Raw genomic sequence first — 24,649 nt, forward strand, 5'->3', positions numbered from 1 at the left:
CGCCTACCCAGAGATCGCCTCAATATCAGGATTTTTCAAAAGATGATTCTTAAGAGCGGACATAACGTTCTCGTCCACGCCCAGGGTCCGCAGGCAGTAGTCCCGTACCGGGCCCAGCTCGCCCAGGAAGAGGCGCATCGCCTCGGCGGGCGCCTGTCCGAACCCCGCCCACCGGGGCTCGCCCGGATGTTCCCTCTCCCAGTACGCGACCATCTGGGGCCTGGCCAGCCCGGTCAGCGCGTAGTCGGCGATCACGTCCTCCTCGGACACCCCCAGCAGCCGCAGGACCAGGGCGACCAGCAGCCCCGTGCGGTCCTTGCCCGCCGCGCAGTGAACCACCACGGGCGCGTTGTCCGTCTTGGCGATCACCTCCAGCGCGCTCCTGAGCTCGGCGTGACCGTCCTGGGCCACCTCCAGGTAGCGGTCGGCGAAGAACCTGGCGACCCCGGCGCCGGGGTGGTAGTCGCCTGCGGTGTCCCACCTGCGGTGCTCGACCGGGAGGTTGTGGTAGCTCGGCCCCTCCGGGGCACGGCCGCGGTACGCCACCTCGTCGGGATGGCGCAGGTCGATCACGGTGCGTACGCCGAGCGCGTGGAAACGGTCGAGGTCGTCGTCGGCGAGCATGTGCAGCGAGGCGGAGCGGTAGAGCCGCCGCCAGCGCACCTCCATCCCGCCGTCCGTCCGGTAGCCGCCCACGTCGCGGAAGTTGTACAGCCGCGCGAACTCGATATGCCGGATCACGCCCTCTAACCTATCCAGCGGTGGGTCTCGCGTAATGGGGGCAGGGATGCGAGTGGTGATTCCGGCACGGGATGACATCCCGTACGCCGTGCGGGTGGCACTGCTGTTCGTGCTCGCGCTGTCCACGGTCATCGTCCACATCAACCAGGCGCCTCCCCTGCGGCCCGCCGCGGAGCTCGTGGCGGACCTGCGGGCGGGCGAGGTGACCAAGGTCGTCTACGACCGCAACTGGCCCGCCTACGGCACGCTGACGTGGTCCCACGGGCCGCTCTCCTGGAGCCAGGCCCGTTTCGACCAGCCCGACGACGTCTGGGATCCCCGGACCACCCGGCTGGTCCCCGAGGCCCTGGAGCGCCGTCAGGAGGCCTTCCTGGCCCAGGTGCGCGCCGCCGCCGACCCCTCCGTGGAGATCGTGCGCACCGAGGGCTTCGGGGCCCTGGCGGGCTCGCCCGCCTACGCGCGGTGGTGGGGGCCGTTCGGCCCGGTGGCGGTGGCGGCGGAGATCCTGGCCTGGCTGCTCATGCTGGCCCGGCCGAACCCCCGCTACGCCAGCCGCTGGGCGTGGTTCTGGATGTTCCTCACCGGCGGCTCGCTGCTCTACGTCCTGCTGGAGCCGAGACCCCTGTGGCGGGACCCGTACGAGGCGCTGCCCGCACCGGCCAAACTCGACGGGACGCGCGGTTTCGCGATCGCGGTGGCGCTTCTTTTCGGCATGGCGATGGTCAACGCGTGATCGTCGGGTAGTAAAGGGGGCATGGCTCCCGAAGCGGTCGAGGTGCGTCGTGGCTGGCGGATCGTCGGGATCACCATCCGGTCGGTTCTCCTGCTCTGCCTGACCTTCGGGGTCCTGGTCTTCACGCTGAGCGTCACGCCCCTGCAGGGGACGCGGGCCGAGCTCCGCGCCGCGGCCGCGGCCGACCGCGTCTCCTTCGTCGAGTACGACGAGTACAGGGGATGGGGATACGGCGGACCGGACGGGCAGAACGGGCAGAACGGCGTCATCTACTACGTCCGATGGGCCCAGGGCCCGTTGCTCTGGCGCGAGTTCAGGCTGTCGCCGCCCGCGGAGGGCTCGCCCGCCTACGTGTGGGCGGAGTTGAGGAAGGACCTGGGGCGGAGCCAGGTCAGGGTGATCGAGCGCGACCGCTTCGACAGGACGGGGTGGATACCCGTCTGGGTCGCCGACATGCCGGGGCCCGTCGGCGGCCCGTGGCTGATGGGTGGCTGGATACTCGCCTTCCTGATCATGCTCGGCTCGACGCCCCGGCTGGGCAACCGGTGGGCCTGGCTCTGGCTCTTCACCGTCGGGCAGGTCGGCGCGCTCCTGTTCCTGCTGCTCGAACCCCGCCCGCTCTGGTTCGCGGCCGGGCGGCGTCCCGCGCCGCGCGGGCGGCTGAGCGGAGGATGGGGTTTCCTGGCGGCGATCGGGCTGGGCCTGCTCTCCTACGGCCTGCTGGTGGCCGCCGGCTATCTCCTGAACCTCCTCAGGAACTAGGCGCGGAGGTCGGCGGGGTCGCCGGGCGTGGACGACTCGTCGGACGCGGAGGGCTTCCCCGGCGTGGCGGGTTCGCCGGGCCCGGGTTCGGGCCCCGGGTCACCGGGTGCGGGGTCGCCGGGCCCGGCCGGTGCCGAGGCCGCAGCCCTGAGGTCGGCGGCCTCCCTGCGGATCAGCAGCGCCCAGCCGCCGATCGCGACGCCGATGAACAGCCACCACTGCACGCCGTAGGCCAGATTGAGGCCGCCTCCCTCGCCGACGTCCGGCGTGGGGACGGGCGCGGGCGCGGCGGCCGCCGCCGGCGACTGCTCGATCAGCTCGACGTACCCGCCGAGGAGCTTGTACGGCAGGCGGCGCCCGATCGCCTCGGTGTTGATCAGCAGGACCTGTCCCGCGGGCAGGCCCGCCCGGTCACGGATGCCCGAGCTCTCCTCGGTCTCGGTGGGACGTAACCTACCGGTGACAGTCACCTCACCCGAGGAGGGCGCCGGGACCTCGGGGAGGGCGTCGGCGGTACTGCCCGCCTTGACCCAGCCCCGGTTCACCAGCACGCCGGTGCCGTCCGCCGTGACCAGCGGGGTCAGCACGTAGAAGCCGACCGCCCTGTCCTGGACGCGGCGCCGGACCAGGAGCTGGGCGTTCGCGTCGTATGTTCCCTTGGCGAGAACGGTGCGGTATTTGTCCTGCGTGGAGACGGTGCCGCCGGGTGAGGTGAGCTTCTCCACCGCGACGGGGGCGGCGTGGAGGTTGCCGGTGATCTGGTCGCTACTGGTGGACCTCTCCTCGAAGCGTCCGAACTGCCACTGGCCGAGCAGCACGAAAGCGGGGATGACCAGCAGCACCACCACGTGGAGGGCCAGCCATCGGGGAGTCAGCAGGAACCGGTACACGTCATCAAGGGTAGGCACCGGGGGCACCGCCCCGTCCTTCGAGTGCGCCTTTGGGAGGGGCCGGGTGCGTCTTTGAGCGTAGTAAGGTGCCCGGGACCGCCCGATCCTCGGATGTCATGGAAAAGCTCGCCGGACACTCCGGACATCGCGTACGGTCGGGTGAGATTTCCCCCGGGATGTTCCACCACCTCCGGAGCCCGCCCCTGATGACTGTGCTCATGCCCGCCCCCCCGGCTCCGCTCGTACTCCCCCGTATCGGGACCCTGCTGCGGCACGCCGCCCCCAGGGTGTTCGAGAGCATGATCCTTCCCGTTCTCGTCTTCTACGTCGCGCTGGTCTTCACCGACGCGAACGTCGCGCTGGCGGTGGCGGCGGCCTGGGTCTACGGCGGCGTCGCCTGGCGGCTGGTCAGGGGCGGCGAGGCGCCCGGCACGCTGCTGCTGGCGGCGGGCACGATCACCGTCAGGGTGGTGCTGACGGTGGCGACGGGCAACCCCATCGTGTTCTTCCTGCAGCCCTGCCTCGGGGTGTTCTGCGTGAGCATGGGCTTCCTGCTCACCGCGCCGCTGCAGAGGCCGCTGATCCGGCGGGTGGTGGCCGATCTCGTGCCGCTGCCCGACCAGGTGATGGAGCACCCGCGGATGCGTCGCTTCTTCGTGTCGCAGTCGGTGCTGTGGGGCTGCGCGCAACTGCTGAACGGGGCGCTGAGCCTCTGGCTGCTGCTCAGCCAGACCCTGGAGACCTACCTTCTCGTACGCACCTCCGCCGTCGCGGTGCTGCTCGGCGGCGTGGCGCTGGTCTCGGTGCTCAGCCTCAGGCACTGCCTGCTGAGGCTGGAGACGCGAGGGACGGAGAGCCCGGAGACGCGGAGGCCGTAGGGCGAAGGCGCGCTCCGGGGCCGGGCAGCGGGGTGACCTCTCTCGGGCCGGCGACCTCGTGCCCTTCCGCGCAGCGGAAGTGCTGCTCGACCGTGGCGCCGCAGCCGCGGTGGGTGATGAGCACCGGCGGTCCCTCGTGGTCGCTGAGATACCGGTCGCCCCACTGCATCAGGGCCACCAGGGTCGGATAGAGGTCGAGGCCCATCTGGGTCAGCCGGTATTCGTCGCGCTGCCGCTGGCCGGGCTCGCGGTAGGGGACCTTGCGCAGCAGTCCCTCCTCCACCAGCCGGGTCAGCCGGGCGCTGAGCACCTGCCGGGGCGCACCCGTGGCGGTCTGCATGTCGGCGAAGCGCCGCACGCCGCCGAACGCCTCGCGCAGCACCAGGAACGTCCACTTCTCGCCGACGACGCCCAGGGCGCGTTCGATGGAGCAGTTGTCCAATCGCAGGGGCAGGTTGCCGGGAGCCGCCTCGTTCATGTGCGAATCGTAAGTCGCCATCGCAGCACCTCCAACGTTCACCTAAGTCTAGTTGACATACTCAGCTGTCTCACGAGACTCTGAGTCCATGATGCGAACTCAGGTGGTGTCGCCGGGTGGTGTCCAGGCGCCCGGAGGCGCCCCGGCCGCGTGCGCGGACACCTCTGCCGTGTACGGGGACCTCACGCGGACGTCCGGGGACGTCGCGGCCAGGCCGGGGGACGTCGCGACCGTGCCCGGAGGGGCCGTCGACATCCGGCCCGCGCGACCGGACGACGAGGAGGGGATCCGCCGCTTCCTCGGGGGACTGTCACCCCGCACCCAGGCGCGGAGGTTCTTCACCGGGATGGGCCGTCCGAGCGCGAGCTTCGTCAGAACGCTGCTCACGGTGGACGAGCGGCGCGACGCCCTGCTCGCCGTGCACGGGAACCTTCTCGTCGGGCACGCGATGAGCTACCGAGGTGAGGAGGCCGACGTCGAGATCGCCGTGGTGGTGGGCGACGAGTGGCAGGGAATGGGGCTGGGCTCCCGGCTCGTCCGCACGCTGATGCGCCGCGCGGAGGCCAGGGGGGCCAGGACCGTGGGGATGGACGTGCTCGGGGACAACCGCACGGTCCTGGCCATGGTCCGCAGGACGTGGCCGGAGGCGACCATGCGCGTCTCCTCCGGCACGGTCGAGGTGACCGCGAGGATTCTCCGCTAGCGCCGTCCGGGCCGGTTCCCGCGCGGCCCCGCCCGAGCTCGCCGAGCGGTCTCACCGGGGGCGTACCGGGGGGAGGCTCCGGGCCGGGAGCCCGGAGGGCGGCGCCGCCGTACCGGGCGGACCGGTCATCCGGGGTGGCGATACGGGCTCCCGGATCAAGGCGGTACGATCGACGTGGTCCAAGCTGTTTCCCGAGCAGTTTGCGGAACAAGGTTCTGTTGCTCCACCATGGGATCCGTGAAGACTGCCAAGAGCGGACGCGACGGCCGCACCAGGATCGTCGAGGGTGCCCTGCGCCGATTCAGCCAGGACGGGGTCTCGGCCACCACGCTGGCCAGCCTCCGTGAGGAGAGCGGCGTCAGCGTCGGCAGTTTCTACCACCACTTCGCCAGCAAGGAACACGTCTTCGGCGTCCTGTACGCCGAGACCCTGCGCATGTACCAGGACGCGTTCCTCGCCGAGCTCCAGCGCCACGAGAGCGCGCGGGGCGGCATCGAGGCCATCGTCGCGCTGCACATGTCCTGGTGCGGTGAGCACCGCGAACGTGCCCACCTGCTGATCAGCGAGCGGCCGCCCAGGCGCGACGAGCCGGGCGGCACAGAGGTTTCGGAGTCGCGCAGGGCGTTCTTCAGGAAGGTCTCCGACTGGTGGCGCCCGCACATGAAGGACGGCCTGCTCCAGCCCGTCCACCCGACGATGTGCTACGTGCTCTGGCTGGGACCGGCCACCGAGATGTGCCGCCTGTGGTTCGCCGGCGCGCACCAGCCCACCCCCGAGGAGATCGGCGGCCTCCGCGAGGCGGCCTGGCAGAGCCTGCGGCAGCAGGCCCCCCAGCAGACCTCCTGAGACCGCCGCTCGCCCGCCGTCGTCCCCGTCCGACCGCCGCCTGTCCGGCGGGTGTCACCGATACTCCGGCCCGGATCACGGGGGCTTTTCCGGGCCGGAGCGGTCTCAGTGTGCTCCCACCAGCTGGCGGGTCCGCGTCGCCACCCGCCAGACGTCCTCGTCCAGCGAGATGTCCAACCGCAGGTCCTGACGCCGGCGCCGCAGGCCGGGCACCCGCACCCGGTCGGAGACGTCGAACCTGCCGCGCAGGGCGTAGCCGAATCCCAGCTCCCCCGGGAAGACCCGTAACTCATCCTGGTTGCCGCACCGCGGGCAGGTCCATGCGACCAGATCCTTGCCACGGTGGTAGTCGTGGCAAGCGCGGAAATATTCGTCAGGATGAAAACGGGACTCGCAGGCGAAACAGGGGATCAGCATCATGGATCCTTTGGAGCGGGTGGTGCGGCTACCAAGAAGTACCGCTTTCCACTTGAAGTCCGCTTGCAGAACGCTTACCCCGATGGGTAACAGTCTCATCACCGGGAGCATCCGGACGTGCCCGGTGCGAGGATTGCCCGGTGAACGATCTGCTCGGCCGGCTCAGGGGACTCCTGCTCGACACCGGCTACACCATCGACGGCGTCCGCGAGCGCCTCGGCGACGTCGCCGCCGCCGCGCTCTCCCGTGAGGAGACGGTCCCCGCGCTGCGCGCCACCGCGGAGGGCGACCCGCTCGCGGCCCTGATCCGGCTGTGGTGGCTCGGCGCTCCCGTGGAGGCGCGCGGGGTGCCGGCGGGCCTTCCCGTGGAGGAACTGGCCGCCGCGGGCCTGGTGACCGTCGAGGGCGGCCGGATCACCTCCACGGTCCACCTGCAGCCCTGGGAGACCGACGGCGCCGGTGGATCCGTTGGCTATGTCGTCTCCGACCGCAAGGTCAGGCCGGGTGACCCGGCCCTGCGCCCGGACCACGTCGTCGGCGCGGGCGGCGCCTCGGCGAACCTGGCCCAGCTGGCCTCCCGTCGCCCCGTCGGGCGTGCCCTGGACATCGGTACCGGGTGCGGGGTGCAGGTCCTCCACCTGGCCGGCAGGGCCGAGGAGATCACGGCCACCGACGTCAACCCGCGCGCCCTGGAGCTGTCCCGTCTCAGCTGGGCGCTGTCCGGGATCACCGGCGTCGACGCCCGGCTGGGCTCGCTGTTCGATCCCGTCGAGGACGACCGCTTCGACCTGATCGTCGCCAACCCGCCGTTCGTGATCTCCCCGGCCGGCCGGTTCACCTACCGCGAGTCGGGCTTCCACGCCGACGACTTCTGCCGTGACCTCGTACGCCGGGCGCCCCGTCACCTCGCGCCCGGCGGCACCTGCCACCTGCTGGCCAACTGGCTGCACGTCGGCGGCGAGGACTGGCGCGACCGGGTGGGCGGCTGGCTCGCCGGGACCGGCTGCGACGGCTGGGTGGTGCAGCGCGACGTCCAGGATCCCGCCGAGTACGTCGAGCTGTGGCTGCGGGACGCCGCCGAGCAGGGCACCCCGCGCCACCGCGAGCTCTACGACGACTGGCTCGGCTGGTTCGAGGCGGCGAACGTCACCGGGATCGGCTTCGGCTGGATCACGCTGAACGACTCCGGGAGCCTCGACCCCGTCGTGCGGGTGGAGGAGTACGGGCGGCCGGTGGAGCTGCCGGTCGGCGGATACGTGGACGAGGTGCTCGGCTCGATCACCACGGCGCACCGGCTGACCGACGCCGAGCTGCTCGGCTCCAGGCTCGTGGTGGCCGAGGGGGTGCTGGAGGAGCGGGTCGGCCCGCCGGGCGCCGAGGACCCGGCGCGCATCGTGCTGCGGCAGACCGGGGGGCTGCGCCGCAGCGCGGCGGTCGGGACCGTGGAAGCCGCCCTCGCGGGGGTCTGCGACGGCGATTATCCACTGGACCCGCTGCTCGCCGCGATTGCGGAGCTGACCGGTGAGGACCACGATGACCTGCGGACGAAGGCTCCCGCCGCCCTCCGCCCGCTGATCGCGGAAGGGTTTTTCCACATATCCACAGGGTGATCGTCCACAGGCTGTGGATATCGCCGCTATCGCTTGTCAATCGGATGGCAAACGCCGCGGGAGAAGCTCTGGTCGTGGGGCACGGACCCGGGGGGTGAAGGGTCCGTGCCACGTCCGGCCGGCCGTCACAGTGAGGCGGCCGACCCGCGGGCGACGCACCGGATGACCGGGCCCCCTACGCGTCGCCCGGGTCAGACGGCCGGCCGGACCTCCACACCCATCCCGAGCCACGGGGCCCGACTTCGAGGGGAACGCCGGTGATCAACCACGTCTGGATGACGCGTCTCGACGACGACCTGTACGACGGCCTGGGATCAGCTGTCGACCTGGTCGCGCTCCAGCAGAAGACGCAGATCCTCGGCCTCGGGCGCTCCGAGCCTGCCGAACAGGTCGTGGGCACGCTCGAGGCAGTCCCTGCCACGCCCGACCCTGCCGAGACCGTTGAGCGCCTTGCCTAACACCCACAGCGCCTGCGCCTCGCCGTACGGGTGGCTGATCTCCCGGCTCACGGTGAGAGCCTGTTCCGCGTGACGGGCCGCGTCCGTGAAGCGTCCCGCGTTGATGAACGTCTCGGCCAGCCGGGAGCAGACCCGCTGCTCCCAGACCCGCTGCCTGCTCGCCCTGAAGAAGGCGAGGCACTCGGCGTGGTGGTGGACCGCCTCGTTCAACCGGCCGACCCGCGACAGGATCATCCCCAGGTGGTAGCGGGCCCTGGCGGTTCCCGCGCTGGAGCCCATCTCGATGAACAGGGCCAGCCCCTGCTCGGCGGCGGCGATCGCCTCCTTCGGCTGCTCCAGGAACAGGTGGTCGCGGGCGGAGTAGCTGAGCGTCAGGGCCTCCCCGCCCCGCGCCCCGACCTCCCTGAACGCCTCGCGCGCCGCGCCGAACCAGGCCAGGGCCTCCTCGTGGCGGCGCCGCCGCCCGGCCACGACGGCCAGCGCGTTGAGCACCTCGCCGGTGACGATGCGGTCGCCTCCGGCCGACAGCTCCAGCGACGTACGGAACTCCTCCTCCGCCTCGGCCAGCCGGTTGGCGCCGAACAGCACCCGCCCGAGCACGTAGCGGCAGCGCAGCTCGCTGGAGACGGCGCCGATCCGCCGCGCGACGGCCAGCATCTCCCGCGTCCGGCTCTCGAACTCGCGGACGTGGCTCCCCGACTCCAGCAGCGGCTCCATGGCGAGCAGCAGGTCGGCTCCCGGCAGCAGCTCGTCGGCCTTGTCCGCGCAGGTCACCTGGGCGATCGACGCGAACAGCGACTCCGCCTCCACCGAGAGCCAGGCCACCGCCTCGTCGGCGGAGGCGAAGGTGTGACCGGTCCCGGTGACTCCCAGCCGGTCGGCCATCGTGCTGCCCTCGTAGGCGAGGCGGTGCGCCGAGCGCGCGGACGCCAGGTAGAAGTCGAGCAACCGGCGCAGTGCCGCCTCGCCCTCCCCGCCGATGGTCACGCTCACACCGGACCCGCGCCGCTCTCCCCGCTTCGTCTCGCCCTCGGCGCAGCTCTCCTCCGTCGCGTTCTCGGTCCGTTCCGCGACACGGCGGGCGAAGAGCTTGAGCAGGTCGTGGAAGCGGTAACGGCCGGGAGCGGGGGCTTCGAGCAGGCTGGTGTCCACCAGGGACTCGAGGACGTCCTCGGTGTCCATCGGGTCCAGCGCGAGCAGCGCGGCGGCGGCCCCGATCGAGATGTCCGGACCCCCGGGCAGGGAGAGCAGCCGGAACGCGCGGGCCTGGGCGGGGTTGAGCTGGCCGTACCCGAGGGCGAAGGTCGCCTCCACCGCGAGGTTGCCCACGCGCATCTCGTCCAGGCGGCGGCGCTCGTCGGCCAGCCGGGGCACCAGGGAGGCGACCGTCCAGGCCGGCCTGGCGGCCAGGCGCGCCGCCACGATCCGCACCGCGAGCGGCAGGAAACCGCAGGCGGCGACCACGTCCATGGCGGCGGCGCGCTCGGCCTCCACCCTCTCCACTCCGGCGACGATGCCGAACAGCACGAGGGCCTCGTCCGGCTCCATCACGTCCAGGTCGATCAGCCTGGCCGAGGCCAGGTCGGCGAGCTTGCCCCGGCTGGTCACGATCGCCGCGCACCCGGCCGAGCCGGGGAGCAGCTGGCTCACCTGGGCGGCGTCGCGGGCGTTGTCCAGCAGCACGAGCATCCGCCGGTCGGCCAGGAGCGAGCGGAACAGCGCCGACCGCTCGGCCAGGCCGTCGGGGATGGCGTCGGCGGGCAGGCCGAGACCGCGCAGGAAGGCCGCCAGCGCCGACTCGGGCGCGGTCGGTTCCTCGCCGTACCCGCGCAGGTCGGCGTAGAGCTGGCCGTCGGGGAACAGGTCGTGCATGGCATGGGCGACGTGTACGGCCAGGGCCGTCTTGCCCACGCCGCCGATACCGGAGATGGCCGCCACCGGCACGCCCTCGGAGCCGTCCTGGGCCGACAGCAGCGTGCGCAGCCGCGCGATGATCTGGCGGCGGCCGGTGAAGTCGTTCACGGCGGCGGGAAGCTGCGCCGGTCGCGGCAGCTCCGGGCTCGTCGCCGTCGCCCGCGCCTCCGGCGCCCTCGCGGCCTCCGGGTCCGCCTCCGGGGGCGGTTTCGCCTCGGAGCCCTCCCGCGCGGCCGTCTCCGCGGCCTCGGCGGCCCTGCCGACCCCGGCGGGCGCGGCGGGCGCGGGCCGCGACGGTGGGCCGACCGGGGCCGGCGTGAGGGCCGGGTCGCCGGTGAGGATGCGCTGGTGCATGCTCGTCAGGTCGGAGCCCGGCTCGATGCCCAGCTCCTCGATCAGCGTGGCGCGGGTGTCGGCGAAGGCCGCCAGCGCCTCCGCCCTGCGCCCGCACCGGTAGTAGGCCAGCATCAGCTGGGCTCGGAGCCGCTCGCGCAGCGGGTGGTCGCCGGTCAGCGCGATCAGCTCGGACAGGACGTCGGCGTGCCTGCCCAGCTCCAGGTCCAGGTCCATCAGGACCTCGATCACGCTCATCCGGCGCTCGGAGAGCCGCCCGCGCTGGTGTTCGGCGTACGGGCCGACGGCCCCGGCGAGCGGCTCGCCGGTGTGGAGCGCCAGGCTCGCGCGCAGGCTTTCCGCGGCCCGGGCCAGATCGCCCTCGCGGCGCGCGGTCTCCGCCTCCTGAAGGCCGCGCTCGAAGACAAGCAGGTCGAGGGAGCCGCCGTTCAGCCGCAGCGCGTACCCCCTGCCCACGGAGGTGAGCAGCTCGGGACGGGTGCGCGGCGACCTGCCGGGCTCCAGTACGGCGCGCAGCCGGGAGACGTAGGTACGCAGGGCGCCGAGCGCGCGGGGCGGGGCGTCCTCCCCCCAGATCGCGTCGATCATCTCGGCCGGCGTGACCGCCCGGCCCTCCCTCAGCAGGAGCATCGCCAGGATTGAACGTTGCAGCGGGGTGCCCAGATCGAGCTCGGAACCGTCGCGCCATGCCTGGACAGGACCGAGCACCGCGAACCGCAGTCCGTCTTCGCTGCCCTGAACAGCCATTTCTTGAATCTCCGCCCAATGGGAAGTTTTATGGCCAAATGATAGATCCTCCCTTGCTTACCCCGTAGGTAGAGGCTTGCTTGTTCGCCGAGACGTTGATTGCACGTCAATCGGCTGTTGAGCCGTGCCCCCAATGCTGGTGTCGTCGGGCATGGCCCCATACGGGGGCGGCCATGCCCGACATGTCAGTGGATTGCAGGCGTGGATAAAGGCGCGGTAAGTGTGATGCAGGCACCCGGGCCTATCAATGAGCCATGGCTCCTTCGGAAGCCGGGAGCCGCACCCCTCAAGGAGAGAACCACCATGCGCCGCTCGATCACCAAACTTCTCGGTCTCGCCGCCGCCACCGCCGTCATCGCGATCGGTGTCCCCGCCCTCGCCACTCCCGCCTCCGCCGCCACCCTCACCGCCTCGAGCGGGTACGACGAGGAGCCCTGGGGCTACTACTACTCCAAGTACTACGACGACTCCCGCGCCGCTGCCAGGGGCACCGTGTCACTCGACGAGGACGACCGCCTCCACGTCCAGGGCAGGCTCTACGACAAGTACTCGCCGGGCCGGCTCTGCGGCTACGTCCAGTTCAAATTCGAGACCCACGACGGCGACGAGGACTACACCTGGGCCCGCAAGTGCGGCACCAGCGGCTACCAGCGCTTCCACTACGTCGCGGACGAGATCGACAACCTGCAGGTCAGGGTCTGCTACTGGGACAGGCACCACGCCAAGAAGACGCTGTGCGGCAAGTGGCGCTACATCTACGAGGTCGAGTCCGACGAGGAGTGACCCCGGGTCCCGGTGGATCCGTCCGGCAGCCGTACCGGTTGTGCCGGTGGACGAACACCCTCCCCTCACCCGCGATCTCCGTTCGACCCGCTGACCACGCGAGCCGCGATTCGCGTGCGACATCGGACGAACACCGGGCCCGCCCGAAATTTCGGGCGGGCCTTTTGTTCCATTAAGTAATTAAAATACCGTTTTTGACGCTATGTGCTTTCTGTGTAATTTCTAGCTATTTATCCTTTTGGTCGTTCACCGCTCCTCGTATTACCGCACGTAGGGTGTCCGTCTCACGCGGCCTCGACCAGGCCCATCCGCGCGTGCATCCGTTCTCGGACGACCGGCCATTCGTCACTCAGGATGGAGTAGTACGCGGTATCTCGGACCGTGTCGTCGGCGCCTCGGCTCTCCGCCCGCCGCACACCGTCGAGGTGTGCGCCGAGGGCTTCGATGGCGGCCCGGGAGCGTACGTTCCGTATATCGGCCTTGAGGGTGATGCGGTGGACCTGCCAGGTCTCGAAGGCGAGGGAGAGCATCAGATACTTGCTCTCGCGGTTGACGCCGGTTCCCTGCGCGGAGGCGGAGAGCCAGGTGTAACCGATGTCCGCCACGGACGGGACATCGCCCACCGCCCCACGGGCGCCCGGCGGCCAGGGCATGGGGCCCTGCCAGTACTCCAGGTTCATGAGACGGGTGGCACCGACCACGCGATCGGTGTGAAGCCACCGGATGGCGAAGGGCATCGTGCGGCCCTCCGCCTGCTCAGCCAGAGCGGCCTCCACGTAGGAGACCATCTCGTCCCGGCCATGGGGGACGCGAGTGAAGGCGTAGGTAGAACGGTCTTCACTCGCCGCGGCGACGAGATCGTCGACGACCGCGAGGCTGAGCGGTTCCAGGCGCACGAGGCGCCCGGACAGGGTGACAAAAGCGGGCATGAGCACATAATGAGGGCTCTTTCCCCTGCTTGATACCAAACGACACGAGACATCTTGGTGAGCATCGAGGAACGCAGGTGGCCCGTGGGTCTTCGGGGTAAGAAATACCAGGTCAGGGCAGTTGACGCCACCCCAGAGACCTTCATCTCCCGAGCGGGCCCCACGGGGTGCGATCACCCCGCCGCAGGGCCCGCGACGGGCGGGACGCGTGCGGGGGCCGCGGGTGCTCACCGCTCCGCGAGCAGGCCGGTCAGCGCCTCGCTCAGATGGTCCAGCGAGGCCGAGATCCAGGGCAGCGCCAGGGGGTCGGGAGCGTCGAGCGCGGCCAGCCGCAGCCGCGTCGTCTCGCCGTACAGGAGGCTGGTCGCCACCCGCACCCGCAGGGCCGCCGGGTCGTCGCCGAAGGCGTGGCCGGGGAGCACCCCGACGCCGTGCCGGTCGAGCAGGCAGGCGGTCAGGTCGGCGGAGGACGCGAAGCCGAGCCCGGTGAAGTCGGGGTAGAGGTAGAAACCACCCCGCGGCGCGTCCACCCGCACGCCCGCGCGGACGAATCGCTCGTACACCGCCCGCGCCACCGCACCGTGCAGCTCGCGGCTCCGGCTCACCCGCTCGACGAGCTCCGGCGGCTCGGTGTAGGCGTACGCCGCCGCCTGCTGGACCGGCGCGGCGGGGCTGGACCAGATCTCGCTCGCCACCGCCAGGAGCCGGTCGCGCAGGGCCGGCGACGGGAGCCGGGCCACGCCGATCCGCCAGCCGCCCAGGGCGAGGCTCTTGCTGAGCCCGCTGGTGATCACGGTTCGCTCGGGAGCCACGTCGGCGGGACTGAGGAAACCGGTGTCCGGGGAGTGGACCAGGTCGCGGTAGATCTCATCGGAGATGATCGTCAGGTCGAGTTCACGGGCGACCTCGGCGATCCGCCGGATCGTGGCCGCCCCGGCCAGCGTGCCGCTGGGGTTGTCGGGAAGCGTGACCAGCAGCGAGCGCACGTCGCGCCCCTGGGCGCGGGCGCGCCTGACCGCCGCCACCACGCGCTCGGGATCCGGCACCCCACCCTCGCCGGGGGGCGTCGGAACGAGCAGGGAGCGCGCCCCGACCAGCTCGGCCTGGGCGGCGTAGCTGACCCAGCTCGGCATCGGCAGCACGATGTCGCCGCCGATCGCCGGCAGCAGGCCGTACAGCAGGGGCTTGCTCCCGGGGCCGCAGACCACCAGGTCGGGGTCGGTGGGCAGGTCGCGCCGCGACCAGTAGCCGGAGGCCGCCTCGCGCAGCGCGGGCGCGCCGGCGACGGGTCCGTAGCCGTTGAGCCCGGACGCCGCGCCCAGTCGCTCGCTCAGGGCCGGATGCACGGGCAGGCCGGCCTCGCCGAAGGCCAGGTGCAGCACGCGCTCACCGGCGCGCCGTCTTCGCTCGATGTCCTCGTTGGCCGCCAGGGTGGCGGAGAGTGTGACGCTCATCGCGGGATCCCTACCTCGTCGTGGAAAGTGCGGAATGTGCTGTGGGGAGGTGCGGAATGTGCCGGGGAGAAGTGCGGACCGTTCGCGGGCGGGACGGACCGCCACGGAACGGTGCGGGCCGTTGTGGAACGCCTTCCAGCCTGGTGGGATGGAGGCATCAGGACAAGCTTCGGTTGTCGTGGGTGGGCGTAAGGAAAACTGATGCTTGATTTACGGAGACTCGTCCTGATCTGTGAGTTCGCTCGCCGGGGCAGCATCGCGGCCACCGCGACCTCCCTCGGTTACAGCCCCTCGGCGGTCTCGCAGCAGCTGGCCGCGCTGGAGCGCCAGGCGGGCGCCGTGCTGATCGACAGGACCTCCAGGAGCGCGGAGCTGACCGACGCGGGGCGGCGCCTGGTCGAGCACGCCGAGCGCATCCTGGCCATGGTGGAGAGCGCCGAGTCCGACCTGTCGGCCCAGGTCGCGACCCCCTCGGGGCGGGTCACCGTGACCGCCTTCCCGACCGCCGCGGTGGCCTTCGCGCCCGCGCTGGCCAGGACGCTGCGCCGGCACGGTGAGCTCACCCTGCGGATGGGACAGGGCCGCTCGGGACGCGGGATGCGCGAGGTGCAGTCGGGCGAGGTGGACATCGCCCTGGTCGACGACTGGTACGGCCGGATGCGCGAGCCCGACACCGTGCGGGTCTTCCCGCTGCTGCACGACCCGCTGGTGCTCGTGGTGCCGCGCAGGCACCGGCTCGCCTCCCCCGACGTCCCGGTCGACCTGTGGGAGCTGCGCGACGAGCCCTGGATGGCCACCCCGGACGGCGAGCCCTCCCGGCTGGCGGTGGACCGGCTGATGGCCGACGTCGGCGGTCACCGGCCGGTGCCCTGGGAGTTCGAGGGACTGGGCACGATCATCGGCCTGGTCGCCAAGGGCATCGGCATCGCGGCCGTCCCCGCCCTGGCACTGGCCAGCGGGGTCCGCGGCATCGCCGTCCGCCGGTTCCCCGGGCCACCGGTGGGCCGGGTCGTGTACGCCGTCGCCCGATCGTCCAGCGTCCACCGCCCCGCCGTCTCCGTCACCCTCCGGGCCGTCCACGTCGCCGCCCGGCTCCTCGCCGCCGACCTGGAGGGGGTCGAACCGGCCTCCCGGGAACGCCCGGAGGCCCAGCCGGGGCTCGAAGCCCCGGATGAGGTGACGGCCGAAGGCCCGCATCGGGATGACGACGCCTGACCGGGGTGGTGTTCCATCGGGATGGCGTCCGGAGGCTCGCGGCCCGGTAACGTCGGCACGTGCCTCCCACCTACGCGCTCGAGCGGTTGCTGAACGACGGCGGTTCCAAACTGGTCGCCGGGGTGGACGAGGTCGGGCGCGGGGCCTGGGCCGGTCCGGTGGCGGTCTGCGCCGTGGTCACCGACCTGTCGGAACCGCCCGCCGGGCTCACCGACTCGAAACTGCTCACCCCCGCCCGCCGCGCCGCCATGGTCTCCGAGATCACCGCCTGGGCGGCCGGGATCGGGTACGGCGAGGCGTCCCACGAGGAGATCGACGCGCTCGGGATGACCGAGGCCCTGCGCCGGGCGGCCAGGAGGGCGCTGGCCGGGCTTCCCGTCCGGCCCGACGTGGTCGTTCTGGACGGGAAACACGACTATCTGGGCGCGCCCTGGCCGGTCAGGTGCGAGGTCAAGGGCGATCTTTCCTGCGTCTCGGTGGCCGCGGCCTCCGTGATCGCCAAGGTTCGGCGGGACACCTACATGGCCTCGCTGGGTTTCGAGGAGTACGGGTTCGCCGACAACGCGGGCTACCCCTCACCGGTCCATCAGGCGGCGCTGGCCGCCCTCGGCCCGACGGAGCATCACCGCCTGTCCTGGTCCTATCTGGACGACCTCCCCCGGTGGCGCCACCTCAAGAGGCATCGCAACCCGCTGGCCGGAGAGGGTCAGCTCGGGCTCTTCGGGTAGACACGCCTTTCTTCGGGGGGCGCCCCGCTCTCCGGGAACGGGGCGCTCCGCTCTCCGGGAGCGGGGCGCCCTGCTCTCCGGGAACGTCCGGCCGGGGAGGTGATCCGCCTCGGAACGAGGCCGTCAGCAGTCGACCAGCTCGGGCGTCTGGTTGAGGATCTGCGACCTGGCGGTGACGAACTCCGCGTGGGCGCCGGTGGCGGACGGGTCGAAGACGGCGACCCGGTGGCAGTTCTGGAAGGCCAGCCTCACCCCGAAGTGGCGCTCCAGGGCACCGCGCATGGCGTCGCTGGCGAGAGCGCGCAGGAGTTGGCCACGAGCGGCCTCGTCCGGCGGGGGCACCGTGTTGTCGGCGAACTCGGCACCGGTGTGCTCGCGCTCCTTGACCAGGTCGCTGATGAGCGACCAGGCGTATGGAAGGGAGTCTCTGACACAGGTGACGAATGCCGCGTCTTCCACCTCACCGGCCTTGGCCTGGTCGAGAAGATCGTTCGAAACGGTCAGCGACATGCTGCGTTCTCCTCACAGAAGGGGATTCATCAGACACTAGGTCGGGCCTACGGATCGCTCCATCTAGCGGGAGAGCGACACTCGCGTTGGCCCGAAGACGAAGCCGGGATCGATCTGGGCCGCCAGATCCTCACCGGTGGCCCTGTTCGCCCAGGCCTCCGCGTTGCGGAGGTGGAACTGCACGGCCTGGCGCCCGAAGCGGAACCAGTCCTTCTCCTGGGCGTCGAGATGGTCGAGAATCATGCTCAGAGCCCGGGAGTTGGCCGGTTCGAGGTCCTGGAGGGTGAAGGGACGGCCCTGCTCCATCGCGCGGATCGCCGCGGAGTGCTCCAGGCAGACCAGCAGGTCGTCGCCGACCTGGTCGCGCAGGAATGCCACGTCTCCCGGACCGTGGATCTTGTTGCCGACCACCGCGACCGGCACGCCGTAGTCGGCGGCGTAGTCGCGGTACTGCCGGTAGACGCTCACGCCCTGGCGGGTCGGCTCGGCCACCAGGAAGGTCATGTCGAAGCGGGTGAACAACCCCGAGGCGAAGGAGTCGGCCCCGGCCGTCATGTCGACCACGACGTACTCGCCCGCGCCGTCGAGCAGGTGGTTCAGATAGAGCTCCACGGCGCCGACCTTGGAGTGGTAGCACGCCACTCCCAGGTCGTCCTCGCTGAACGGCCCGGTGACCATGAGCCGGGGCCCCTCGGGCGTGGCGGCGGAGAATCGGGTGTGGATCGGGTCGTCCTGCTCGTCGAGGCGGAGCAGCCGCGAGCCGGACCCCGGCGGGGTGGTCTTGACCATCGCGGAAGCCGATGAGATGCGGGGGTTGTCGCCCCGCAGGTATTCCTTGATCTCGGTCAGGTGCGAGCCCATCGGCCTCGGCAGCGCACCCTCGCTCATCCCCAGCGCCATGCCCAGGTGCTGGTTGATGTCGGCGTCGACGGCCACGACGGGGCCGCCCCGGCTCGCGGTGTATCTCGCGAAAAGAGCCGACAGGGTCGTCTTGCCGCTGCCGCCCTTGCCAACGAACGCCACCCTCATAACGACGATCCAATCTGATTATGAAAATCATTTCAAGCCTTCTGGGGGCCCATCATGCCACGGAGGGCGGGGGTGCGGGGTGCGTATCGCGAGGAGAAGAGCAGACGCTCTTGCGTTGCGAACGCGGATGAGAGTGATCTCCCATGACAGATAGGGGTGAAAGGGGCGAGGGAAAACACCTGCCATGTCATGACCGGTGCCAAAGATCCGCTGTTACCGCTTCGGGGTCTCCTGTGCGGACTCGGCAATCCTCTTGGGGATCGGCGGGGTGGATGTTTACCGTCGGCGCCGGTGAGATCCGGCCGGTCCGGGTATCCCACCCCGAGTCGGTTGATCTTGACTCCCCCTGCAAGATCGTGGACAAGGGTCAGCAAGGGGCTTTGGTGGTACGTATCGGTACCTGGTCGCGTCGCGTTTTCGCGCGGCGGGTTCCTGAACAGCGGTTTTCCGGGCGAAGGGTCTCCGGACGGCGGTTTCCCGCGCGGTGGGTCCCCGATCGGCGGCTTTCCTGGTGGTTGGTCTCCGGACGGCGAGCCGGTGGGTTCGCCGCGTGCGGGATCGCGCTCGCGGTGCTCGTGACGCCGGCGCCCGTTCTCGCCGCATCCGGGACGGGTGGGGCGGAGGCGTCCTCGCCGTCCTCGCCGTCCTCGCTGCCCTCGCCGTCCGTCCGGACGAAGGCCGAAACTCCCTCGACGACGGCCGCGGACGGAAAGTCCCCGTCGGTTCCAGTGGTGAGGGGGAGGTCTTCGCCCACGGCGGTGGTCAGGGGGAAACCTTCGGCGGTGACGACGACGGTGACGAAAAAGGGGAAGTCCTCGCCCGCGTCCGTGACGGGAAAACGGGTCGCGCGGGGCGCCGCCGACGACGAGAGCCGTGCGACGGCAAGGGCCGGGGACTCGGAGGTCGAGGAATCGGCGGGTGGTGAGTCGGAGGTCGAGATCACCAAGACGGCCTCGCCCGTCCTCGCCAAACCCGGCCAGAAGGTCACCTACACCGTCAGACTTCGCAACGCCGGTGATACCGGTCGATCGAACTTCACCTTCACCGACGACCTGTCGGGCCTGCTCGACGACGCGCGCTTCGACCACGACCAGTCGGCCACCTCGGGGACGGTCTCCTTCACCGCGCCCGAGGTGACCTGGACCGGTGACGTGGCCGCCGGTCAGACGGTGACGGTCACCTACGGCGTCACGGTGGACGACCCTCCGGCGGGGGACCTGCGCCTCTCCGGCGAGCTGGTCGGCCCCGAGGGGTCCAACTGCGCGGCCGGTTCCGCCGATCCCGCCTGCGGGAACCTCGGCGCGCCCGGCCTGCCGCTGCTGTACGTCCTCATGACCGCCGACAGGGAGACCGCGGCTCCCGGCCAGGTGGTCACCTACACGATCACCGTCGGCAACGTCGGCAACGCCGTCTATCCGGGGGCCACGCTCACCGGGGAACTCTCCCGGGTCCTCGACGACGCGGCCTACAACGGCGACGCGCGGGTCACGAGAGGCACGATCTCGTACGGCGCGCCGAGGCTGGCCTGGACCGGCGACATCCCGGTGGCCGAGACGGTCACGATCACCTACAGCGTGACCGTCGACGCCCCGGCCACCGGGGACGGGGTGTTGGACAGCGCCGTCCAGGCCCCCGGGGGCGGGACGAACTGCCCGCACCCGGCACCGTGGTCCGCCAGGCTCGCCGCTCCCGTTCCCGGCGCGGGTCTCGGCTGCGCGCAGCGGGTCGCCGTCGAGGGGACGACGAGCACCGGGGCGCTCGCACCCGAGGCGTCCGAGCCGGGTGACGTCGCGGTGGACGCGAAGCCCGGATCCGACTGCCCGGCGGGGTCGTCCGGCCCCGGCTGCGAGAGGCGGCCGGTGGAGACCGCCCCCGCCCCGGCGACCGCCGACGGCTCCTCCCCGGCATCCGAGACCGTCCCCGGCCCGGCATCCGACACGGCGTCCGACCCGGATTCCGCGCCGATTCCCGCTCCCGGCTCGGTACCCGAGCCCGCCCCGGTTCCCGGTCCGGCACAGGCGTCCGCCTCCCCCTCGGAGGGAACGCCTGCTCCCGGCCCGGAGCGGACGCCGGTGCCCGCGCGGGTGCCGGAGCCGCCCTCCGACCCGTCGTGCGTGCCGGGGCGGGGACGGTCCTTCTCGGTCCCCTGCCCCGCCGGTTGGTCTCGCGTGGAACAGGCCGGCCCCTCGCTGCCGTTCACGGGCCTGCCGTTCTGGCCGGTCCTGGCGGGACTCCTGCTCTTCGGCCTCGGTCTGGCCCCGCGGCTGCGTGCCCGGCGAGGGAGGCCATAGCCGGGCTCTCGGCGCGGGCGGATCAGACCGGCCGGACCCGACGGCGACGACGGAGCAGGAACGCGCCGGTGACCAGTCCCGCGACGACGGCGGAGGCCAGCGAGACCGGCAGGACCCAGTCGGCCGTCTTCTCCGGCGCGGCCACGGTGTTGATGTCCGTGGCGCAGACCAGCACAGGTCCGGTGGCGCTCCTGCGGGCGCAGGCCGTCGTCGCCAGGTTCTGCACCGCTGCTCCCGCGACCGCGCCGACCCGGGCGCTCACATGGACGACGGCGTCCTTCTGGGGCGGGACGTTCACCGTCCACGCCACCTTGCCCTGCTTCACCCGCCCTCCGGCGTCGGCCTTCACGAAGGTCATCGACGGCGGCAGGGACTGCACCAGGAGGACGCGCCTCAGCTGGGCGGTCCCCTGGTTGCTGATGCGGAGTGTGTACGTGTTCTCCGCGCCCGGAGCGGTCTCCCTCGCCCCGTCGTCGAGGGAGATGGAGACCGAGGGGACCGGATCGGCCCAGGCGAGGGGCCATCCAAGAGTGGGTGCGGCGATTGCGGCGAGCAGACCCACGCTCGCCAGATGACGTTTCATCCTCGAACCTCCATGATGACGCTAAGTAATCACTCCATAACAGCATTCCGACCCTCGTGGGCGCTCTCAACGCGCCGGACGCGCCGAGCGTGTTGTCCGCCGGTCCGCCGGTCCGCCGGTTCACCGGCCTGTCGGGTCGTCAGCCCGTCGGTTCGTCGGCCCGCCGGGTCGTCAGTGGCAGGCGGAGTCGAGGATGACGGCGTTCGTCTCGGCGCGTTCGCCCGCGTTCCTCCGGTTTCCGGCCTGCAGCGCGGGCACGGAGCGGGGTGGGGCGGGCGGCGCCGCCAGAGTGGAGATGACCTCGCGTCTGATCAGGTGGTAGTCGGGCGCACCCGAGTAGATCAGCGGGGGGACGAACTGGAGACTCCTGATCCTGGAGTCCTTCACCTTCTCCGCCAGCTCGACCAGGTCGGGCAGCAGCTGCCGCGGGATGTCGGTGGAGATCGCGTCGACGGCGGCGGTGGCCAGTTTCTCGAAGCTCTGGAAGACCGCCATCGGATCGGCCTGTTTGGCGACGGCGTTCAGCAGGCACTTCTGGCGGCCCATCCGCACGTAGTCGTCGCTGTCGGTGCGGGACCTGCCGTACCAGAGCGCCTCCTCGCCCGAGAGTTTCCGCCTGCCCGCCTCGATGAGGCCCTCGTTCTGCCTGCCGTACACGATGGGGTCCTTGATGCGGACCCGCACGCCGCCTATCGCGTCGACGATTTCCACGAAACCCCTCATGTCGACCATCGCGTAATAGGGGATGTCGAGCCCGAGGATGCCGCTGATCGTCCTTTTCAGGAGTGTCGGGCCGCGGTGCCGCTTGTTCTGCCGGGGAACCATCTCGGGGTAGTCCTCGGCGTACTGGTAGACCTCGTTGAGCAGGCCCGGCGTGTACGGCGGCTCGCCCTGGAAGCCGTAGGGGAAGCGGTCGCGGGCCGGGCCGGGCGGCATCGGGACGTCCTCCAGGTTCCTGGGCAGGCCGAACAGCACGGTGTCGCCGGTCCGGGGGTCGACGCTGGCCACGGTCATGCTGTCGGTGCGTACGCCGACCCGGTTGGCCGCCGCGTCCGCGCCGACGAGCAGGATGTTGAGCCGGTCCATGCCCTTCCACGGGTCCTCCACCGAGATCGGCGTGGCGCTTTCGGCGAACACCGAGGTCACCACGTTGTGGGAGACGTAGGCCAGCCGGGCCGCGTAGACCATGGGAGAGATCACCAGCACGCACAGCACGCCGATGGCGGCGGCCGAGAGGTACTTGGCCGCGGGGGGCGCCGTCTCCGGCCGTACCAGCAGGTAGGAACGGATGATCACGGCGACGGCCACCGTGGCGACCAGCATCGCGGTGAGCGCGAAGACCCAGAGCCAGGCCGGTTGCACGGCGAGGGAGAGCAGGGAGGGGCCGGCGGTCAGCACGGCGGTCGCGGCGGCTCCGGCGAGGGTGAGCTCGATGCCCATCAGGAAGGCGCCGGTCAGGCGGCGGCCCACCCAGATGTGGGCCAGGCCCCAGAGAACGGCCGATCCCAGCGTCAGTGCCAGGCTCGATCCGACGCCTGTTCGCCCCGTATTGCCTGCCATAGCCGTGACATCTCCTGTCCGTCAGCCCAATACGTCGCAGGTTAGTAACGGTTTTCGGTTGAATCGGCTATGTGGTTGTTCGACGCGCTGGGGGTGGTGGGTCAAGGTTTGTAAACCAGATCTCGCCGTCGCGATGACGCTGATCCCCAAGTTCGCGTCAAAAAGAGTCCGTAACCGGTTTTGCCCGGCAAACGCGGGGATTCCCAGGTAAAGCGGTTAGGGGGCCCCGTGCGTAGAGTGATCGGTTCGATTTTGATCGCGCTCGGATGCCTCCTCGCTCCCTTCGCCCTCACCGCCCACTGGGCGGCGAACGAGATCGCGGACCCCGACCGTTACCTCCGCAACGTGACCCCGCTGGCCGCTCACCCGGCCGTCAAGAGCGCCGTCACGAATCGCGTCACCGACGAGATCGTCGTGCGGTTGCGCGGGCTGGGGCTCTCGGTCGGCGGGGAGCTCATCCGCGAGACGGTGAAGGCCGGCGTCAACGACGACTTCGCCGTCGCCTGGGTGGACATCAACAAGCTGACGCACCGTCGGTTCCTCGCGATCCTGGGTCACTCCCCGGACGCCGGCGTGCAGGAAGACGGTGTCGGCTACGACCTGGCCCCGGTGTACGAGCTGGTCAAGCGGAGGTTGCAGGTCGCCGGCATGGGGGACGCCTCGCGCCTGCCCGAGGCGCACCCCGTCACCCTGCTGCTGCCCGCCTCCGCCATGATCACGATCGACAAGGTCTACGACGAGCTCATCTCGCTGAGATGGGTCCTGCTGGGCCTGTCGCCGGCCCTGATCGTCGCGGGGGTGGCCCTGGCCCGTGACCGGTGCACCGCGCTGATCGGCGCCGGGCTCGGCCTGGCCGCGAGCATGCTCGCGCTGGCGATCGCCATGTCCGCGGTTCGCAACGTCTACCTGCCCGGTGTCGTCGCCGGTGGCCTGTCGTACGCCGCCGTGGTCGCGATATTCGACGCGCTGACCGCCTTCCTGAGGAACGGCCTTCGGATGATCTTCACGCTGGGCCTGCTCATGGCGGCGGCGACCTTCTTCGTCAGGGGCAGGCTCGTCCGTTCCAGGCTCGCGGCGGCGGCGTTCGAGGCCCGCGCTCACCAGGCCGCGGAACCCTCGAAGGACGTTCCCGAGGGGTGATAGCCGAGCCGGGTGCGCGCGGCGGTGATGTCGAGGGTCCGCTCGACGGCCAGGTGGCCCGCGGCGTAGCGGGTCAGCCGGGGCGGGCGCGGGCGCCGGAGCAGCCGTGACACGGTCTCGGCGACGGCGGCGAGGGGGTCCACCAGCGTGAGCGGCAGGTAGTACGGTTCGGCGTCGATGCCGCGTTGCCCGAGGATCGCGCGCAGGGCGTCGTCGAGCACGACGGGCTCGGCGTCGGTCACGTTGAAGACGCCGTGGTCGACCGGGCCCTCGGCGGCGAGCAGACAGGCCTGGACCAGGTTGTCCACCGAGGTCAGGCTGACCCGCTGGCGTCCGTCGCCCACCGCGAGCAGCCTGCCGCCCCGGACCGCGCCGAGGACCCGGGGGAGCAGCGTGGTGTCCCCCCTGCCGTAGACCGCGTGCGGCCGCAGGATGACCGCCCGCTCCAGGCACCGCTCCGCGGCGGCCTTCGAGGCGCCGTACGCGTTGGCGTACCGCCCGACCGGGGCGGCGTCCTCGGCGGCCATCACGGTCGGCAGGAACGGGTCGTAGACGCTCGCCGTGCTGACGTGCACGAACCTGGCGCCGGGGAAGGCGGCGGCGGCGTTGCGGGTGCCGTCCACGTTGGCGGCCCAGATGTCACGCGGCGGCCCCCAGTCCGTGACGCTCCCGGCGCAGTGGATCACCACGTCCACCTCCCCCGGGAACGTCACGGGCCGGGGGCCGAGAAGATCCCACGACGTGTACGGAGCGCCGCCGACGTGCCCGCCGCCCACCCGGGGCCGCCTGCCGAAGGCCGACACCGTCCAGCCCCGTGCCACGGCCGCGCGGCAGACCGCGCCCCCCACGAATCCGGAGGCGCCCGTCACCGCGATCCTCGGTCCCCGGCCGGTGGG

General features: G+C 71.3%; 23 protein-coding genes. 11 read left to right on the forward strand and 12 right to left on the reverse strand.

The genetic code is table 11. The features are described 5' to 3' along the window. Positions 1-3 precede the first annotated feature (3 nt). Entirely contained in the window at positions 4-741 is a 738-nt protein-coding gene (locus ACTOQ3_RS35495; RefSeq protein ID WP_440087843.1) for a tyrosine-protein phosphatase, read from the reverse strand. Between the two features lie 55 nt (positions 742-796). Here ACTOQ3_RS35495 and ACTOQ3_RS35500 point away from each other — a divergent pair, with 55 nt between their 5' ends. Both ACTOQ3_RS35500 and ACTOQ3_RS35505 read left to right on the forward strand, forming a co-directional pair. Further along, positions 797-1,474 (forward strand): hypothetical protein, encoded by a 678-nt coding sequence (locus ACTOQ3_RS35500; protein ID WP_440087844.1) that lies wholly within the window; start codon positions 797-799, stop codon positions 1,472-1,474. Positions 1,475-1,495: 21 nt separating this feature from the next. Next, on the forward strand, positions 1,496-2,236 hold the full coding sequence (locus ACTOQ3_RS35505) for a hypothetical protein (protein ID WP_440087845.1): 741 nt from the start codon (positions 1,496-1,498) through the stop codon (positions 2,234-2,236). On the opposite strand, the gene ACTOQ3_RS35510 is transcribed toward ACTOQ3_RS35505, so the two are convergent. Further along, entirely contained in the window at positions 2,233-3,144 is a 912-nt protein-coding gene (locus ACTOQ3_RS35510; RefSeq protein ID WP_440087846.1) for an SURF1 family cytochrome oxidase biogenesis protein, read from the reverse strand. The genes ACTOQ3_RS35505 and ACTOQ3_RS35510 overlap by 4 nt on opposite strands. A gap of 188 nt (positions 3,145-3,332) precedes the next feature. Here ACTOQ3_RS35510 and ACTOQ3_RS35515 point away from each other — a divergent pair, with 188 nt between their 5' ends. Then, a complete protein-coding gene (locus tag ACTOQ3_RS35515) occupies positions 3,333-4,004 on the forward strand; it encodes a VC0807 family protein (RefSeq protein WP_440087847.1) in 672 nt (223 codons plus the stop codon). On the opposite strand, the gene ACTOQ3_RS35520 is transcribed toward ACTOQ3_RS35515, so the two are convergent. After that, positions 3,940-4,503 (reverse strand): winged helix-turn-helix transcriptional regulator, encoded by a 564-nt coding sequence (locus ACTOQ3_RS35520; RefSeq protein ID WP_440087848.1) that lies wholly within the window; start codon positions 4,501-4,503, stop codon positions 3,940-3,942. The genes ACTOQ3_RS35515 and ACTOQ3_RS35520 overlap by 65 nt on opposite strands. Positions 4,504-4,570: 67 nt before the next feature. Here ACTOQ3_RS35520 and ACTOQ3_RS35525 point away from each other — a divergent pair, with 67 nt between their 5' ends. Together ACTOQ3_RS35525 and ACTOQ3_RS35530 are read left to right on the forward strand one after the other, a co-directional pair. Then, a complete protein-coding gene (locus tag ACTOQ3_RS35525; protein ID WP_440087849.1) occupies positions 4,571-5,185 on the forward strand; it encodes an N-acetyltransferase family protein in 615 nt (204 codons plus the stop codon). A gap of 237 nt (positions 5,186-5,422) precedes the next feature. After that, positions 5,423-6,031, forward strand: coding sequence for a TetR/AcrR family transcriptional regulator (locus tag ACTOQ3_RS35530; RefSeq protein WP_440087850.1), 609 nt, complete (start codon positions 5,423-5,425; stop codon positions 6,029-6,031). A 105-nt stretch (positions 6,032-6,136) separates the two neighbouring features. On the opposite strand, the gene ACTOQ3_RS35535 is transcribed toward ACTOQ3_RS35530, so the two are convergent. Beyond that, positions 6,137-6,448, reverse strand: a complete 312-nt coding sequence (locus ACTOQ3_RS35535) for a hypothetical protein (protein WP_440087851.1) — start codon at positions 6,446-6,448, stop codon at positions 6,137-6,139. Between the two features lie 140 nt (positions 6,449-6,588). Between ACTOQ3_RS35535 and ACTOQ3_RS35540 the strand changes: the two genes are divergently transcribed. Beyond that, complete coding sequence (locus ACTOQ3_RS35540) at positions 6,589-8,058, forward strand: DUF7059 domain-containing protein (RefSeq protein WP_440087852.1); 1,470 nt, start codon at positions 6,589-6,591, stop codon at positions 8,056-8,058. Positions 8,059-8,372: 314 nt separating this feature from the next. Here the strand turns inward: ACTOQ3_RS35540 and ACTOQ3_RS35545 are convergent, their stop codons facing one another. Next, positions 8,373-11,531, reverse strand: coding sequence for an AfsR/SARP family transcriptional regulator (locus tag ACTOQ3_RS35545; RefSeq protein WP_440087853.1), 3,159 nt, complete (start codon positions 11,529-11,531; stop codon positions 8,373-8,375). A gap of 303 nt (positions 11,532-11,834) precedes the next feature. On the opposite strand from ACTOQ3_RS35545, the gene ACTOQ3_RS35550 reads away from it, so the two are divergent. Then, positions 11,835-12,314, forward strand: coding sequence for a hypothetical protein (locus ACTOQ3_RS35550; RefSeq protein WP_440087854.1), 480 nt, complete (start codon positions 11,835-11,837; stop codon positions 12,312-12,314). 284 nt (positions 12,315-12,598) lie between these two features. Here the strand turns inward: ACTOQ3_RS35550 and ACTOQ3_RS35555 are convergent, their stop codons facing one another. Beyond that, the gene (locus ACTOQ3_RS35555; protein WP_440087855.1) at positions 12,599-13,243 is read right to left on the reverse strand and encodes a GNAT family N-acetyltransferase; all 645 of its coding nucleotides are present in this window, start codon (positions 13,241-13,243) and stop codon (positions 12,599-12,601) included. A 227-nt stretch (positions 13,244-13,470) separates the two neighbouring features. Next, the gene (locus ACTOQ3_RS35560; RefSeq protein ID WP_440087856.1) at positions 13,471-14,697 is read right to left on the reverse strand and encodes a pyridoxal phosphate-dependent aminotransferase; all 1,227 of its coding nucleotides are present in this window, start codon (positions 14,695-14,697) and stop codon (positions 13,471-13,473) included. Positions 14,698-14,898: 201 nt separating this feature from the next. Between ACTOQ3_RS35560 and ACTOQ3_RS35565 the strand changes: the two genes are divergently transcribed. Both ACTOQ3_RS35565 and ACTOQ3_RS35570 read left to right on the forward strand, forming a co-directional pair. Continuing rightward, positions 14,899-15,912 carry a LysR family transcriptional regulator gene (locus ACTOQ3_RS35565; RefSeq protein WP_440087857.1) on the forward strand — a complete coding sequence of 338 codons (1,014 nt, stop codon included), beginning with the start codon at positions 14,899-14,901 and terminating at the stop codon, positions 15,910-15,912. Positions 15,913-15,971: 59 nt separating this feature from the next. Then, positions 15,972-16,640 (forward strand): ribonuclease HII, encoded by a 669-nt coding sequence (locus ACTOQ3_RS35570; RefSeq protein WP_440087858.1) that lies wholly within the window; start codon positions 15,972-15,974, stop codon positions 16,638-16,640. A gap of 123 nt (positions 16,641-16,763) precedes the next feature. Here the strand turns inward: ACTOQ3_RS35570 and ACTOQ3_RS35575 are convergent, their stop codons facing one another. Further along, positions 16,764-17,150: an SCO5389 family protein gene (locus ACTOQ3_RS35575; RefSeq protein ID WP_362687966.1), complete on the reverse strand. Its 387-nt coding sequence runs from the start codon at positions 17,148-17,150 to the stop codon at positions 16,764-16,766. A 63-nt stretch (positions 17,151-17,213) separates the two neighbouring features. After that, positions 17,214-18,179, reverse strand: coding sequence for a nucleotide-binding protein (locus tag ACTOQ3_RS35580; protein WP_440087859.1), 966 nt, complete (start codon positions 18,177-18,179; stop codon positions 17,214-17,216). Between the two features lie 782 nt (positions 18,180-18,961). Between ACTOQ3_RS35580 and ACTOQ3_RS35585 the strand changes: the two genes are divergently transcribed. Beyond that, the gene (locus ACTOQ3_RS35585; protein WP_440087860.1) at positions 18,962-20,470 is read left to right on the forward strand and encodes a hypothetical protein; all 1,509 of its coding nucleotides are present in this window, start codon (positions 18,962-18,964) and stop codon (positions 20,468-20,470) included. Positions 20,471-20,492: 22 nt separating this feature from the next. On the opposite strand, the gene ACTOQ3_RS35590 is transcribed toward ACTOQ3_RS35585, so the two are convergent. Next, positions 20,493-21,053, reverse strand: a complete 561-nt coding sequence (locus tag ACTOQ3_RS35590) for a hypothetical protein (protein ID WP_440087861.1) — start codon at positions 21,051-21,053, stop codon at positions 20,493-20,495. A 171-nt stretch (positions 21,054-21,224) separates the two neighbouring features. Continuing rightward, positions 21,225-22,613: an LCP family protein gene (locus ACTOQ3_RS35595; protein ID WP_440087862.1), complete on the reverse strand. Its 1,389-nt coding sequence runs from the start codon at positions 22,611-22,613 to the stop codon at positions 21,225-21,227. A gap of 228 nt (positions 22,614-22,841) precedes the next feature. On the opposite strand from ACTOQ3_RS35595, the gene ACTOQ3_RS35600 reads away from it, so the two are divergent. Next, positions 22,842-23,753, forward strand: coding sequence for a hypothetical protein (locus tag ACTOQ3_RS35600; RefSeq protein ID WP_440087863.1), 912 nt, complete (start codon positions 22,842-22,844; stop codon positions 23,751-23,753). Here ACTOQ3_RS35600 and ACTOQ3_RS35605 read toward each other — a convergent pair. Further along, positions 23,711-24,622 (reverse strand): NAD-dependent epimerase/dehydratase family protein, encoded by a 912-nt coding sequence (locus ACTOQ3_RS35605; protein WP_440087864.1) that lies wholly within the window; start codon positions 24,620-24,622, stop codon positions 23,711-23,713. The genes ACTOQ3_RS35600 and ACTOQ3_RS35605 overlap by 43 nt on opposite strands. Between the last annotated feature and the right edge of the window lie 27 nt (positions 24,623-24,649).

Origin of the sequence: Streptosporangium sp. LJ11, assembly GCF_051918945.1 — a bacterium.
GTDB lineage: Bacteria > Actinomycetota > Actinomycetes > Streptosporangiales > Streptosporangiaceae > Streptosporangium.